At 69.4% G+C, this 14,047-nt stretch carries 15 protein-coding genes; 13 read left to right on the top strand and 2 right to left on the bottom strand.

The features are described 5' to 3' along the window. Nucleotides 1-113: 113 nt before the first annotated feature. Nucleotides 114-380, top strand: coding sequence for an ATP-binding protein (locus tag ABT095_RS37630; protein WP_350534130.1), 267 nt, complete (start codon nt 114-116; stop codon nt 378-380). Between the two features lie 56 nt (nt 381-436). Here ABT095_RS37630 and ABT095_RS37625 read toward each other — a convergent pair whose 3' ends face one another. Beyond that, a complete protein-coding gene (locus ABT095_RS37625; protein WP_350534129.1) occupies nt 437-1,603 on the bottom strand; it encodes a helix-turn-helix domain-containing protein in 1,167 nt (388 codons plus the stop codon). 6 nt (nt 1,604-1,609) lie between these two features. Then, nucleotides 1,610-2,032: an NUDIX hydrolase gene (locus tag ABT095_RS37620; protein WP_350534127.1), complete on the bottom strand. Its 423-nt coding sequence runs from the start codon at nt 2,030-2,032 to the stop codon at nt 1,610-1,612. Between the two features lie 182 nt (nt 2,033-2,214). On the opposite strand from ABT095_RS37620, the gene ABT095_RS37615 reads away from it, so the two are divergent. The 12 genes from ABT095_RS37615 to ABT095_RS37560 all read left to right on the top strand — a co-directional run bounded on the left by ABT095_RS37615 (nt 2,215) and on the right by ABT095_RS37560 (nt 13,946). Further along, nucleotides 2,215-3,045: a TauD/TfdA family dioxygenase gene (locus ABT095_RS37615; RefSeq protein ID WP_350534126.1), complete on the top strand. Its 831-nt coding sequence runs from the start codon at nt 2,215-2,217 to the stop codon at nt 3,043-3,045. Nucleotides 3,046-3,056: 11 nt separating this feature from the next. Continuing rightward, nucleotides 3,057-3,743: an HAD family hydrolase gene (locus tag ABT095_RS37610; RefSeq protein WP_350534125.1), complete on the top strand. Its 687-nt coding sequence runs from the start codon at nt 3,057-3,059 to the stop codon at nt 3,741-3,743. Nucleotides 3,744-3,817: 74 nt separating this feature from the next. Next, on the top strand, nt 3,818-5,485 hold the full coding sequence (locus ABT095_RS37605) for a hypothetical protein (RefSeq protein ID WP_350534124.1): 1,668 nt from the start codon (nt 3,818-3,820) through the stop codon (nt 5,483-5,485). Further along, nucleotides 5,482-6,432 (top strand): thymidylate synthase, encoded by a 951-nt coding sequence (locus ABT095_RS37600; RefSeq protein WP_350534123.1) that lies wholly within the window; start codon nt 5,482-5,484, stop codon nt 6,430-6,432. Before ABT095_RS37605 ends, ABT095_RS37600 begins: the two co-directional genes overlap by 4 nt. Before the next feature lie 5 nt (nt 6,433-6,437). Then, a complete protein-coding gene (locus ABT095_RS37595) occupies nt 6,438-8,162 on the top strand; it encodes a carbamoyltransferase family protein (RefSeq protein ID WP_350534122.1) in 1,725 nt (574 codons plus the stop codon). Continuing rightward, complete coding sequence (locus ABT095_RS37590; protein WP_350534121.1) at nt 8,159-9,208, top strand: CgeB family protein; 1,050 nt, start codon at nt 8,159-8,161, stop codon at nt 9,206-9,208. The genes ABT095_RS37595 and ABT095_RS37590 overlap by 4 nt, the downstream gene beginning before the upstream one ends. Before the next feature lie 93 nt (nt 9,209-9,301). Further along, on the top strand, nt 9,302-9,808 hold the full coding sequence (locus tag ABT095_RS37585) for a P-loop NTPase family protein (RefSeq protein ID WP_350534120.1): 507 nt from the start codon (nt 9,302-9,304) through the stop codon (nt 9,806-9,808). Nucleotides 9,809-9,863: 55 nt separating this feature from the next. Beyond that, nucleotides 9,864-10,625 carry a phosphotransferase gene (locus ABT095_RS37580; protein ID WP_350534119.1) on the top strand — a complete coding sequence of 254 codons (762 nt, stop codon included), beginning with the start codon at nt 9,864-9,866 and terminating at the stop codon, nt 10,623-10,625. A gap of 48 nt (nt 10,626-10,673) precedes the next feature. Further along, the gene (locus tag ABT095_RS37575; protein WP_350534128.1) at nt 10,674-11,273 is read left to right on the top strand and encodes a histidine phosphatase family protein; all 600 of its coding nucleotides are present in this window, start codon (nt 10,674-10,676) and stop codon (nt 11,271-11,273) included. After that, entirely contained in the window at nt 11,270-12,103 is an 834-nt protein-coding gene (locus tag ABT095_RS37570; protein WP_350534118.1) for a phosphotransferase, read from the top strand. The genes ABT095_RS37575 and ABT095_RS37570 overlap by 4 nt, the downstream gene beginning before the upstream one ends. A 27-nt stretch (nt 12,104-12,130) precedes the next feature. Then, complete coding sequence (locus tag ABT095_RS37565; protein WP_350534117.1) at nt 12,131-13,111, top strand: NAD-dependent epimerase/dehydratase family protein; 981 nt, start codon at nt 12,131-12,133, stop codon at nt 13,109-13,111. A 70-nt stretch (nt 13,112-13,181) separates the two neighbouring features. Continuing rightward, nucleotides 13,182-13,946 carry a 3-deoxy-manno-octulosonate cytidylyltransferase gene (locus ABT095_RS37560; protein WP_350534116.1) on the top strand — a complete coding sequence of 255 codons (765 nt, stop codon included), beginning with the start codon at nt 13,182-13,184 and terminating at the stop codon, nt 13,944-13,946. Nucleotides 13,947-14,047 lie beyond the last annotated feature (101 nt).

The following is a 14,047-nucleotide window of genomic DNA, read 5'->3' as shown; positions in this document are numbered from 1 at the left end:
CTCCCCCGAGTACCTCGCAGTACCGATGAGGACATCCTCTCCACGGACCCGAAGATCCGCTTCTCAGAAGTGTCCACACCACGGGGTAAAGCCCAGGTCGGGGCAACGCCGAACTGATCCTCACCGAACTCGTCGCCAATGCCGTCGCGGCATCCGTCATTACGGGTGTCATCACGCTGGTCGCCCAGTTGATGGCCGGTGAATTGCTGATCGAGGTTTTCGATCAGTCTCCCGCCATGCCTCGTCGTCGCCCCTCCGACGATTTCGCCGAGAACGGGCGTGGCCTCCTACTGGTCGAGGCGCTCAGCACCGCGTGGGGCTGGCATCCGGCGCCGGGCGGCAAGGTCGTGTGGGCCGTTCCGAAGGCCGATGCTGCATGAGGCCCGTTCCTCGGTCCGCCTGTCCTCCCGTCAGTTATCGACGAGCGAGCCAGAAGTCAGGTCGCCGCTTCGGCTTCTACGTCGCGCAGCGCCAGCACAGCCCGGTGACGCAGGTCGGGAAGCAACGTGCTGGCGCGGAGCACCCGTTGGAGCTGGTGGGGCAGACGATGAGCCTGCGCCCCTTCGAGGCCGGCACGCAACCGCTCCTCCGCCGCGCCCGAATCGCCACGCAGCAGCATTACGCGTCCAGCGGTGATGTGCTCGATGATGCGCCACTGGGGTGTGGTGTGCTGGGTGGGCTCCGGCGCGTTCTTGATCAGCCCAGCGGCTTGTCCCGTGCGGCCGGTTGCTACGAGACCGCGCAGCTGGATCTCGTGCAGGGCAAAGGCGTTGAACAGCGCCCCGTGTGGCGCTTGGTCGAGCAGCCTCCGCCCCTCCTCGATGGTCTCGTCGAAGAGCGCCGGACGGTTGGCGGCGCCGGCGGCCCGGGCCAGAAGTGCGACCGCAGCTGCCTTGTCCCCAAGTGTCGAGGCGATCGAGCGGGCTCGGCGAAGCCGATCGAGCGCGGGCTCGTGCAGCCCGGCTTTCCGAAGCTCGTTCCCGTGCATCCGCAAAGCGAACGCGTGGAAGGCCCGGTCGTCCAGGTGGCGGGCCAGCGAAACACCGGCGCCGGTCCAGCGGGCCGCCGTCACGAGCCGTTCCTCCGGAAGGACGTGGCCCAGCGCCACGCCGAGCCCTACCCGGGCTCGGGCAAGCAGCGCCAGCGCGGCTCGCGAAAGGTGGTTGTCTGCAGTGCGCGCCTCCAGCCGGGCCACCAAGGGCCACAGTTCGTTCACGGCTGCGGTCGCGTTGCCGCTCTGCCGAGCGATCTCCGCGAGCCGCACGGTGGAGTCCCCGAATTGCAGCATGGCGGCGAAGTCGGCGTCGACCGGATCCGTGGCGCCCAGGGCGTGTGCCGGCAGGCCCAAGGTCCGGGCGATGTGACGCAGCGAGGGCAGGTCGAGGATGGTACGGCGACCGTTCTCCAGCAGCGAGATGTACGTCTTGTCGTAGCCGAGGGCAGCTCCGAGGGTGGTCTGCGAAATGCCGTTGACCGCACGGTGGTACCTGAGGATTTCGCCGAGCCGGTGACTTTCCAGTACGCGTTCGGCCTGTGGGGTGGCCCAGCGCCAGAGCGCCGCGGCACTCGTGACGGAAGGCGCCGCGTAGTCGGGCACCGCCATGTCCACTCAGCCGAGATCCTGGTGCGCGTACCAGTGGGCGATGGAGTCCTTGTAGCCCTGGGGCATCACGAGCCCCTCCACCTCGTCCCTGGTGAAGAGCCCGACTTCCTTGTGCTCGCTACTGACCACCGGGGCTTCCTGCAGTCCGAGCTGTCGGCAGCCGTAGGTGACGATGAAGACGTGGCGGCCGGGGATCGGCTCGTACATCCAGACGTCCAGCAGCGGTCCGGCCTCGGTGCGCCAACCGCTCTCCTCGTGGACTTCCCGCACCGCGCAATCGGCCGGCTCCTCACCGAGGCCAAGTTTTCCACCTGGGAGTTCCCACTCCTCGCGCTCGTTCTTGAGCAGCAGGACTCGGTCGAGGTGGTCGAGGACGACGCCCTTGACCGAGATTGGGAACGTGCGCGGGACGTACTGGGAGTCGTTCATTGCTTCCTTCGCGTTGCGCCGGTTGCCATTGGCCCGCCGAACGTAGCACCTGATGCAGAATCAGCCCCGGCCGGAGCGGCAGAAGCAGGGTTGACAGTTAGTCACTGTACGGATGCCGACCGGTACCCCGACAGTGTGAAGTCCTTCCCCGCCACATGGCTCAATGACAGAAGGGCACCTCCTTGTCCGCTTCGTTGCAGCACCGCTTCGGCGACAGGCATCCGGATTCGCTGGCCCAGATCACCGAACGGATCCGCCGCGACGGCCTGGTACTTCTCGACGGACTGGCTGCGCGCGCCGCAGTGCTCACCACCGCTCGTTCGCTGATGACGCTCACACACCACCCCGACAGCGATCCCGACGGTCTGACCGTCATCCGGGACACCGGCCGCCACACCGACCGTCCTGGCTTCGCAGGGCTCGGCAGCGGCGAGGTCCTGCCGCACACCGAGCGCTCGGCAGCCGCTATGCCCCCGCGCCTAATGCTGCTCGCCTGCTCGCGGCCCGCCGATGCCGGCGGTGTCAGCACTCTGGTCGACGGCGCGGCAGTGTTGGCCGATCTCGCCACGGAGCACCCGGACGCGTTCACCGCACTCTCGGCCCCACGCAGCGCGTTCTTCGGAGGCGCCAACGGTTGTCTGAGTTCGATCTTCAGCCCGGTCGCGCCCGGCCGAATGCAGCTGCGCCTGCGGCTGGACACCCTGGCGCGGTTCTCCCCCGACGCCGGCGCGCACCTCCCGGTGCTCCGCGCCGCCATCGATCGTCACCGCCAGAGCTTCCGTCTGGGCACCGGCCAGGCATTCCTGCTCGACAACCACCGCTGGCTGCACGCCCGAAGCGCCTTCACCGGATCGCGACGGCTCTACCGAGCCCTGGGCGAACCGCTCACCTCGTGGGTGTGGCCGCCGGGCTTTCCCCATCCCGACACCTCCCGTGACCAATCGCACCCCGACGAGAACGGAGAACTCACTCTCCGTGGGCTGCACGACCGGACTTCAGCAGGACCGACATGAAGGAGACGGGCATGAACCCGCTGGAACATCACATTGTGAAGACCGCGGAACGTCAGCGACGGGCTCTGCTGCTGGATCTGGACGGGGTCCTCTGGGACACGCTGCCCGTCATGGAGGTGGGCTGGGCGGCGGTGCAGCAGGAACACAGCGTCTCACTGCCGTTCGCGGCCTACCAGGAGCACCTCGGCCGCCCGTTCCACGACATCATGCGGCTACTTGGGCTTCCCAACGCCGATATTCTGCTGGCGGCCTACGAGCAATCATGCGCCTTGGCGGCCGACCGGGCACGGCCGTTCGCGGGCATGTTCGACGTACTCCACGCCCTCGTCCGCCGAGGTTGGACTCTGGGCGTGGTGACGTCAAAGCCGCTGCACCGCGCCGAGCCGCTTCTGGCACGAACGGGAACCCCGTTCGCCACCGTACGCACTCCAGGCCGCGAGCGTGGAAAGCCCGCGCCCGACCCGCTCCTGACGGCGCTGCTCGACCTGCGCCTCGACCCCGCCCAGGCCGTGTACGTCGGAGACATGGCCGTCGACCAAGAGTGCGCGCGACGAGCCGGGGTTGCGTACGTCCACGCCGGATGGGGCTACGGCAGGCCGGACGAACCGGCACCACCGATCGCACAGGTCCCCGCCGATCTGCTGGAGCTACTCCAGGGCGAAGCAGAGATCGCGCCACAACTCGTGGAGGCGCGATGACGAGGCCGGGTGGATCCGACCAGGCAATCCCTGAGCTCGACCGTCGGGACGTCCGGCACCACACCCAGCGCGTAATGACCGCCCTCGAACTGGCCTGCGCCAACGCTGCCGCGACGCCCGGTGGTGCGCAATGGCTGTACGTCCAGGACATCCCGGTGCGGCGGCTGGTCAACCAGTTGGTGCGCAAGGTCATGGCGATTTCGTCAGCTGCCGCCTTCGGCCACGACCCCGGTCCGTTGGAGCCGACGTCGGGAGAGGCGCTGATCAGCCTGCGGCCCAGCAGCTTCAGCGAGTACCGCGCCTACACCATCACCTGGTCGGGCGTGGCCTACGCCCTCGGTGCGGACCTCGTCCACAACCCGCCTTATGCTCCCCAACTCGTCTCTGTCCAGGGCTCGGTGGACGCCGTCGAGCGGCTTTCCGGTCTCGTCAGCCGAGCCGAGGTGCTCGCGCTGTCCTGGTCCTCGCGCCACTGGGAAACCCTGCTACCCGTGCTGGAGCAGCTCGGCGTTCGCGGTCACTCCAGCGCGGTGCTGGACCTGGCCACGGAGCCCGGTCAGCGCGTTCCGAACGCTACCCAGGGACGGATCGGCCTGTGCCGGGTACCGGCGGAACTGCTCGCCGAGGTCGGGACGATCCCCGGGGCGGCCGCCGACCGGATGGTGCCGCCTGGCACCCGCACGGTGGATGTCGCCGGCCACCACATCCACCTCGACCGGGTGGAGCACCTTGCCACCATGCTGCTGGCGCTGACAGCCGGCTGCACTCAACCATCATGGGCCGCCGTTGAGGCCGTCGAGCGCTGGCTCAACGCTCGACTGGCCGCTGCGAGCCCGCACACCGTGCTGCTCAGCAACGACATCAGCCCACTCGGCGCCTTGGCAGTCCACGCGGCCGAGCGGCACGGAGCGGCGACCGTCAACGTCCAACACGGGGCGTGGACGGCCGATGCGGTCTCCCGGCCGTCCCTGCACAGCCAGCACCTCGTCGTGATGGGTCAGCGCGATGCCCTGCTGGCCCAGGAATGGGCCCGGCACCCCAAGGCGCGGGTCCACGTCCTTGGACAACCGCGGTTCGACGCTCTGACCGGCTCACATCCCGTCACCCAACGCAGCTACCTCGACGGGCTGTTACCCACAAGAGGAGTCGAAGGCTCCTTGCGCAGACTCGTATGGGCCTGCCAGCCCTTCAGCCCGGAGCGGTTGTCCGCTCAGGCGGACATGATCCGGAGCGGCCTGCTTGCGGCCAAGGATCGCTGGGCTCTGGTGATCGCACCCCACCCGGCTCAGGACCCAGCAGTTTTCGAGGAGTTGAAGCACCGGGTCGCTCCGGCGCCGGTAGCGGTGGTCGACACGAGCATCGGGGCACGCGGCTGTCTGGCCGGTGCCGACGCGGTCGTCAGCGTCGCGTCCACCTGTGGCCTGGAAGCGGTGCTGCTGGGTGTGCCCGTCCTGGAACTCATCCGCGACGGTGATCCGTGCCTGGGCCTGGCTGAGCAGGGCGTAGCCGCCGCCTGCTCCGACGGTGACGCGATCGCTGCCGCGCTCGACGCCGGCCCCGCTGCGGTCGATCAAAGCGCTCGCGACTCCGTCTGCTACTGGCGCGGCACCACCTCGGCGGACATCGCCGAACTCGTCATCTCCGCTTCCCACCAGCGGAGTTCGACTCCCCGATCCGAACACGCCCGTCCCGAGGCCGCGCAGCTGGGCGTCGGGGAAGAAGAAGGAGCGCACCACCGATGACGAACCTGACCGCCGAGACCGTCGGGGACCTGTTCACGCAAGCGGTCACGCTCGCGAAGTCCGGTCGGCAGACGAGCCCGAGGGGCATGCCCACCCGGGAGGTACTGGACGTGAGCATGCGGATCACCCGTCCTCGTGCCCGGCTGCTGCTGGCTCCGCCGGCCCGGGTTCTGAACCCCGCCTACGCGGTGGCCGAGACGGTGTGGATCCTGTCCGGTTCGGACGCACCGTGGATCTACGACTACAACGGCCGCCTGGCCCGGTACGCGGACGAGGGCGTTCTGCGCGGAGCCTACGGGCCTCGCATGCGAAGCTGGGGTGGTGTGGACCAGTTGGAGCGCGTGGTCTCCCTCCTGAAATCCGACCCGGACTCCCGACGCGCCGTCATCCAGCTCTACGACCCCAGCCGCGACGCCATCGGCCACAAGGACGTGCCGTGCACGCTCGCCTTCCGGTTCCACTTGCGCGAGGGCCGTCTGCACATGTCCACCACGATGCGCAGCCAGGACGTCTGGACCGGCATGCCGTACGACCTGTTCAGCTTCACCACGATCCAGGAGCTGGTGGCGGGCTGGCTGGACGCCGACCTCGGCGACTACCACCACCACATCGACTCGCTGCACATCTACGACAGCAACCTCGATCAGGCTGATACCGAGACCCCGGCGGCGGGATACAGCCTTCCCGCTCTGGCCGTGCCATGGCGCGGGTTCGACGACCTACTGACTTCGGTGCGCGACGGTGTGACGACGGGTCACCCGGGCTGGGATGCCATGGCGGCCACGCTCCGCAGCTACCGGCTGTGGACCGCCGCCGAGCGAGACCAGGCCCGCGAAGCCGCCTCCGCTCTCGGAGGCTCGTTGGGGAGCGCGTTGCTGGTCTGGTACGACGAACTGGTCCGCCGCCGGGCCGGGTCCTCGCAGCCCGCAGCGGTCGGAGCGAGGTGAACACGATGACCGATACGCCTTCGGTGATCCTGGGCCTGTGCTCGTTCACCCACGACTCGTCCGCCGCGCTGCTCATGGACGGTGAGTTGGTCGGCTTCGTTGAGGAGGAGCGGCTGTCCGGGCTCAAGCACACCAAGCGGTATCCGGAACTCGCCGTCGAGTGGCTGCTCGAACAGGCCGGCATCAAGGCGGGCGACGTGGAGGCGGTCGCCTACAACTTCCAGCCGGGCCCGTACCTGACTGAGATCCCCAGCGCGCTCGCCATGGCGCTCTCATCCTCAACCCGGTCGCGCTCCCTGTTGCGGGCAGCAGGCTTCGCGAAGGTCGGACGCCGCACGCGGCAGCGCCTCACCCACCTGGCCGCCCGGTTCCCGGCCGCCCTGGTGACTCCGGTGCTGCACCACCGCGCCCACCAGTTGGCCGCGTTCGCCGCCTCCGGCTGGCACGAGTCCGCCGTCCTGGTCGTGGACAGCTTGGGTGAACGGCAGACCACCACGATCGCGCGAGGCCACCTGGACGTCAGGGGGTTGCCACTCACCCACACCGCGCACGAGGTCCTGGACCCCGCGTCCCTCGGGTATGTCTACGGCGCAGTCACCGAGCATCTGGGCTGGCGTCGTGGCGATGAGGAGGGGACCGTCATGGCGCTGGCCGCGCTCGGCGACCCTGCGCGGTTCCGGCCACTGTTGGCCCGCGCGGTCCGCACCACCAGCCGTGGGTTCACCGTCGACCCGACGCTGTTCCCGCCCCGCGTCCTGACCTCCGGCTACCCTCGGACCTCCCCGCTGTTCGCGCTGAAGACCTGCCCTCCGAGGCTGTCGGGCCAACCCGTCACTCAGGTCCACCAGGACCTCGCCGCCGCACTGCAGGAGCGCACCGAGCAGGTGATGCTCCACCTGGCACGAACGGCACGACAGCTGACCGGCTCCCGACGCCTGTGCGTGGGCGGGGGCGTGGCCACCAACTGCGTCAGCATCGGCCGGATCATCGACGAAGGAATCTTCGACGAGGTCTTCGTGCCCCCGGCCCCCGGCGACGCAGGCACTGCCATCGGAGCCGCCATCGCCGTCCACACGGACGCCGCCTCCCCACGACCGATCACCGGCGTATCGGGCGCCTGCTACCTCGGCCCCGCCTACCCCACGCCCGAGCTGGAACTGCACAGTTGGCCCGGCTTGCGGGAGGAGACGCCGCAAGGCGATCCTGCCGAGCACCTGGCCGAGCAGCTCGCCCGAGGCCTGATCGTCGGCCTCTTCCAGGGCCGGATCGAGGCCGGCCCCCGGGCGCTGGGCAACCGGTCGATTCTTGCATCGCCGCTGGAGCCGGGTGTGGTCGAGCGCCTGAACGCCACGGTGAAGTACCGCGAACCGTTCCGGCCCTTCGCCCCGATGGTGCCGGCCGAGCATGCGGGCGAGTTCTTCACCCTCGGCCAGACCGCCCCGTTCATGTCCATGGCCTCCCGCGTCACCGCCACCACCCGCGAACTCGTTCCCGCCGTCGTCCACGCCAACGACACCGCCCGCCTGCAAACCGTCACCAAGGAGCTGAACCCTTTCGTCCACGCCGTCCTGACGGCGTTCGGCCGCCGGACCGGTGTCCCGGTGCTCATCAACACCTCGCTCAACGTCAAGGGTCAGCCGATCTGCGGTACCCCGGCCATGGCCCTGGACTGCCTGGCCAACTCCGGGCTGGACGCCCTGCTGATCGAGGGAAGGTGGGTCACCAAGTGAGGATCGGTTACAGCTTCTGGGGGTTCCTGGGCGCCGGTATCACCGATACCCCCGACGGCGGGCGCAGCCACCGTCTGCCGCTGATCCAAGGCCTGGCCGAACGCGGCCACGAGATCGTGTTCCTCCAACCGGACCGGGACCGGCTCGAAGCCGACGACCCGATCGGCGCCCCGTACACCTTCGACGGTGGATACCCTGAGCTGGACGCCCTGGTGGTGGAGTGGCGTTGGCGGATCGAGGGGCGCAACACCACTGCCTGCAACACTCCGGGACACACGTGCGACCTCCACCGGCAGGCGTCGCTGCTCCAGCGCTATACCGGGCTACGGGGCACCCCGACTGTGATCTGGGACAAGGACCGCCAACTGCGCACCGACAGTGCCTGGCGACGAACCCCGGGCGTGGTGGTCTGCGAACCCGCATGGCATCCCACTCGCGGCGCGCACCAGCTGCTGTTCCCCGTCGCTGATGCCGTCCTCGATGCCGCCGATCCTCACGAGCTGGCTGCGGCCTCGCGGGACGTGACGCTCGTCTACGCGGGCAACCAGTACGACCGCGACGACGCTTTCGACCGCTTCTTCGCGCCGGCCGCTGCCCACGTCGACCACCAGGTCGTCGGCAAGTGGACCGACACCGCCCGGTGGCCCCACGTCCGTTTCACCGGTCGCAAGCCGTTCCCCGAGATCGCTCACCTGCACGGCCGGGCCTTGGCCACAGTGCTGCTGCTGCCCGACCGATACGCGGCGGTCGGGCAGCTGACCCAGCGGCAGTTCGAAGCGGTTCTGGCTGGGTGCCTACCGCTGGCTCCCGACACCATCCGCGACGTCCATCGGTTCGTACCGCCGCAGCTCATCGTCCGCGACGGCCCCCAGGTCACCCGCGTTCTCCGGGAGCTGCGTGAGCAGTCCGGCACGGCCCAGCACGCCCATCTTCTCGCCGACTCTCTGGAGCGTCTCAACCTGTTCCGGCTCAGCACCCAGATCGAGCGGCTGGAGCTGGCGATCGACGCGGCTGCAGGGGCCACGCGGAACAGGTCGGTGGCCTGATGCGCACTTCGCCCCTGCCCGCTGCGGCGCCTGCAGCACCCAGAAGTCGGTCTGGGCGTTCCAGGCTCCCCGCTCCCTCTACTGTGGAGAACCATGAAGAAGGTCGCCGTCGTCGGCTGCTCCGGCAGCGGCAAGTCGCATGTCGCCCGTGCGTTGGGCGGCATCCTGGACGCGCCGGTGACACACCTGGATGCCGTCTTCTACGACGAGGACTGGAACGAGCTGCCGAAGGACACGTTCGCCCAGGCTCAGCGGGACCTGGTGGCCCAGCCGCGCTGGGTGATCGACGGGAACTACAACTCCACTCTGCCGATCCGACTGGAAGCCTGCGACACCGTGGTCTTCGTGGACGTTTCCACCCTCGCCTGCCTGTGGGGCCTGCTCTCTCGACAGCTCCGGCACGGCAGCGGACAGAAGGGCAACGGCGTTCACAACCGCGTCCATTGGGGACTGCTCAGGTACGTCGCCGGCTACCGGCGCACGATGCGCCCGCGCGTCCTCGCCAAGATCGACGAGTACGCCGTCCACGCCGAGGTCGTTCGACTCACCAGCCGGCGCCGTACCCGCCGATGGCTGCGCGAGGTGCAGCGAAGCACCTGAAGACCCACCCGGGACCGAGCGGCGAGGCGCTGGACGGTCAGCGGGGAGGCGCGGAGTGAGCACCTCCCCGCGCCACCACACCAAGCACTACTCCGACCCGGCCCGGTGCACTGCGGCACACCGCCACTACGACTGGCTCGCCGAGCAGGCTCCCACCCTGCGCCAACCGCCACTGATCGCCGCTACCCCGACCAGTCTGACGTTCGGCCGTGTCGAGGGACGGCACGCCGAACCGCGTGACCTGCTCCCGCTGGCCACCATGCTCGGCGACGCCCACGGCACCGCCTGGACGTACGACCTACGCGGTACCCGCCTCGACCAACCACGTGCGCTCGCCGACGGAACCAGCCTCCCCGACTATGTCTCCCCGCGCCGCCGAGCGTTGGAGCGTCGCCTTCTCCAGGGCTTCCTTCCCGACCGTGAAGCGCTCGACCTTCTTCTCGGTGTTCTCTGTCGCACTGCCGACGGCCTGGCCGCGTTCTACAAGGACTCCAACCCGCGCAACGTCCTGATCACCGCGAGCACCGTGTACACCGTGGACGTCGACGACCTCACCCTGGCCCCATTCGGCTACGACCTCGCCAAGCTCATCCATACCCTCGCTCTGAGCCACGGTCCCCTGCCACCTCAGGCCGTCCACGACGCCGTGCAGCACTACAACACCGCCGCAGGTCGCCACAGCCGGCAGCTCGGCGACCTCACCACCGCCCAGCTGGACGACTTCCTCCTCCTGCACCGCGCCCTGACCGCCCCGTACGCCGCCCGCGACCACTACCGCAACGGTCGTCCCCAGCCCCTCGCCCAGGAGGCGCAGTGATCACCAGCGAAATCGTCCTCCTGCGGCACGGCCAGGCCCACTGCAACGCTGCCGGTCTGGTCGGCGGCCCGGCCACCTGCACCGGCCCGGACCAACCTCGGCCGCCACCAGGTCGAACAGGCCGCCGAACTCCTCGCCGCCGAACACGCCGCTTCGCCGTTCACCGCCCTGTACGCCGGTCCCCGGCTCCGCCTCCAGCAGACCGGCCAGATCCTCGCCCGCGCTATGGGCCTCGACATGCTCACCGATCCCGGCCTCGACGGTCCTGAGCACGGCGACGCCGACGGCCGCCCCTGGCGCGAGGTCAAGGACGCATTCGGCGGTGCGCCGCATACCCGCCCCGATACCCCGTGGGCCCAAGGCGCCGACACCTGGAACGGCTACCTCCAGCGTGCCGGAGCCCACCTGCGCGAACTCCTGACCCGCCATCAGACCGGTCGGCTCCTCCTCGCCTCGCACGGAGAGACCGTCATCGCAGCCCACACTCTGCTCCTCGGCCTCCCCCTGGGCTCCGTGAACGGATTCTCCGTGGACCACGCCTCACTCACCCGCTGGCAGCATCACCGCAACCAGCGTGGCCAGCAGCGCTGGCTCCTGCACAGCCACAACAACACCGCCCACTTTGCTCCTCGACCGGGGCGACCATGATCACCCGCCCCGACGACCCGCGCCTGGTCCTCGCCCGCAGGGCCATCGGCCCGGTCACGATCGTCGCCGACCCCGGCCTACCCGACCGCGTCCTTCACCTGGCCGACGGCCGAGGCACCCGCTACTTCGCCAAGCAGCACCACCAACCAGCCCGCTTCACCCAGGAGGTCAACGCCTACGCGGGCTGGGCCCGTCATCTCGCCGCACGAACACCCGGGCTGGTTGCCCAGCACCATGCCGACCTGGTCCTGCTCATCACCGCCGTTCCCGGCCGCCGCGCCGACACCCTGCCACCGGGCTCGGAGGCCGAACAGCTCGCCCACCGCGCTGCCGGAGCCGCCCTGCGCGCGCTCCACACCGCTACCGCCATCACCGACCCAGACCTGAGCAGCAAGATCAGCAGCCGTCTTCGCACCTGGATCGCCAAGGCACACCAGGCAGAACTCCTATCCGCTCGGGAGCACCAGACCCTGAGCGAGGCTGCCGACCAGCTCACCCACCAGCGCTTGGAAGCCGCCATCTGCCACCTCGACTACCAGCCTCGGAACTGGTGTGTCGGTGAAACCCTCGCCGTCGTCGACTTCGAGCACAGCCGCCCTGACGCCCGCATCCGCGACCTGGCCCGGCTCGCCTTTCGGCACTGGGCCCGATCCCCGCACCTGCGCCAGGCCTTCCTCGACGGCTACGGGTGTCTCACCAGCGCGGAGGAGAGCCTCCTCCACCATTTCGCCGCCTACGAGGCCATCACCGCCCTGGTCCGAGGCCACGAAAGCGCCGACCACGACCTCACCGAACACGGCCGCGCCACCCTCGCCCGCCTCGTGCCCTAACCACCCGCGTCACCACGGAGCCCTTCCATGCCCCAAGCCCAACCCCATGCCCCGCAGCGCGCCGTCATCACCGGTGCGGCCGGATTCATCGGCTCCCACCTCGCAGAAGCGCTCCTGGCCGCCGGCACGACCGTCATCGGCGTCGACCGTCGCGACCACTACGACCCGCGCGCCGCGGCCAACCTGGCCCGGATCCTCGACCACCCCGCCTACATCCACGTCACCGCCGACCTTCTCACCTGCGCGGTCGAACCCCTGCTCCTCGACGCCGACGCGGTCTTCCACCTCGCCGGCATCCCCGGCGTCCGACCGTCCTGGGGACCGGAGTTCAGCGACTACGTCGGCTCCAACATCCTGGCCACCCAGCGCGTCATGACCGCCGCCACGACCATGCGCGTCCCCCGCCTCGTGGTCGCCTCCTCCTCCAGCGTCTACGGCCCCACCGACGGCACCCCCAGCGCCGAGAACGACCCCACCCGCCCGGCCTCCCCCTACGCGGTCACCAAACTCGCCGAGGAACAACTCTGCCTCGCCCACGCCACCCGACCGGGCTCCCCCACCACCGTCGTCGCCCTGCGCTATTTCACCGTCTACGGGCCACGCCAGCGCCCCGACATGTTCATCCACCGCGCGCTGAACGCCGCCCTCGCCGGCACCCCGCTCCGGCTCTACGGAGACGGCCACCAGCAGCGCGACTTCACGTACATCGACGACGTCGTTACCGCCACCATCGCCGCCGCCTCCCCTCAGGCCCCTGGCGGAGTCGTCAACGTCGGCGGCGGTACCGGCGCGACGCTGCGCGACATCATCCGGTCTGCCCAGGAACTGTCCGGCCGACCCATCGAGATTCAGGCCCACACCACCCGCAACGGCGACGTCCCAGTCACCCGGGCCGACCTCGCCCGCGCGCGCCGGCTCCTCGGCTACAGGCCGACCGTTGACCTTACGACCGGCATGAGCCGCCAACTCGCAGCCCTCACCCACGTCACCGCTGCCATCTCATCCTGACCCGCCGCCCGAGGCGTCGCCTCGGCCCGCTGCTCTCACTCGCCCCGAGCACCACGCCACGGAGAACCCGATGCCGTCCATCGAGACACAGCTGCCCACGCCCGGCACCAACCGCCACATCGCCGTCATCCCCTGCCGCTGGGGAGCAAGCCGCTTCCCCGGCAAACCGATCGCCGACCTGGCCGGCAAGCCGCTCCTCTGGCACGTCTACCAGCGCTGTCTGCAGGCCACCACCCTTACGCACACCTTCGTCGCGACCGACGACCGGCGAATCGCCGCCGTGTGCGAGGCCCACGGCATCCCCTGGATCATGACCGGCAGGCACCCCACCGGCACCGACCGCGTCGCCGAGTGTGCTGAACGTCTCGACGCCGACGCTTACATCAACGTCCAAGGCGACGAGCCGTTCATCGACCCCGCTGCGATTGACGCCGTCTCCACCGCGCTGGCCTCCCTTCCCCCGGGAGTCCTCGCGGTCAACGCGTGCTCACAGCTCAGCGACCCGGCCACAGTCCAGGACCACAACGTCGTCAAGGTCGTAACCGGCAACGACCACCGCGCCCTGATGTTCTCCCGTCTGCCCATCCCCTATCCGAAGGGCGACCGCCCGACCTACCTACGCCAACTCGGCCTCTACGGGTTCACACCGGAGGGGCTCCGCATCTTCCGCACACTGCGCCAAGGCTCGCTCGAACGCGCCGAGGGTGTCGAGATGCTGCGATTCCTCGAACACTCCCACCCGGTCCAGATGGTGCTCACTCACGACTCGGGCACGGCCGTCGACACGCCGGACGACCTCGAACGGGCCGAGGCACAACTGCTCAGTCAGCGGTAGATCTTGAGGGTGTGTCCAGCGACTGGTGTATCTCGTGTTGTGTGAGTTACCGGCGGCCGACGGAGAGGCGACCGTCGAAGGCGATGTCGAAGGCCTGGAGA

The organism is Kitasatospora sp. NPDC002227 (genome assembly GCF_040296285.1).
In the GTDB taxonomy this organism is placed as follows: Bacteria; Actinomycetota; Actinomycetes; order Streptomycetales; family Streptomycetaceae; genus Kitasatospora.
Note: the sequence above shows the minus strand (reverse complement) of the source record. Positions and strands in the feature narration are given on the sequence as shown.

Bases quoted from the DNA above. Each gene is read 5' to 3' on its own strand.
- ABT095_RS37570 (WP_350534118.1), top strand. From the start codon at position 11,270: ATGATCACCCGCCCCGACGACCCGCGCCTGGTCCTCGCCCGCAGGGCC.
- ABT095_RS37585 (WP_350534120.1), top strand. From the start codon at position 9,302: ATGAAGAAGGTCGCCGTCGTCGGCTGCTCCGGCAGCGGCAAGTCGCAT.
- ABT095_RS37600 (WP_350534123.1), top strand. From the start codon at position 5,482: ATGACGAACCTGACCGCCGAGACCGTCGGGGACCTGTTCACGCAAGCG.
- ABT095_RS37560 (WP_350534116.1), top strand. From the start codon at position 13,182: ATGCCGTCCATCGAGACACAGCTGCCCACGCCCGGCACCAACCGCCAC.
- ABT095_RS37610 (WP_350534125.1), top strand. From the start codon at position 3,057: ATGAACCCGCTGGAACATCACATTGTGAAGACCGCGGAACGTCAGCGA.
- ABT095_RS37595 (WP_350534122.1), top strand. From the start codon at position 6,438: ATGACCGATACGCCTTCGGTGATCCTGGGCCTGTGCTCGTTCACCCAC.
- ABT095_RS37625 (WP_350534129.1), bottom strand. From the start codon at position 1,603: ATGGCGGTGCCCGACTACGCGGCGCCTTCCGTCACGAGTGCCGCGGCG.
- ABT095_RS37620 (WP_350534127.1), bottom strand. From the start codon at position 2,032: ATGAACGACTCCCAGTACGTCCCGCGCACGTTCCCAATCTCGGTCAAG.
- ABT095_RS37565 (WP_350534117.1), top strand. From the start codon at position 12,131: ATGCCCCAAGCCCAACCCCATGCCCCGCAGCGCGCCGTCATCACCGGT.
- ABT095_RS37605 (WP_350534124.1), top strand. From the start codon at position 3,818: ATGACCGCCCTCGAACTGGCCTGCGCCAACGCTGCCGCGACGCCCGGT.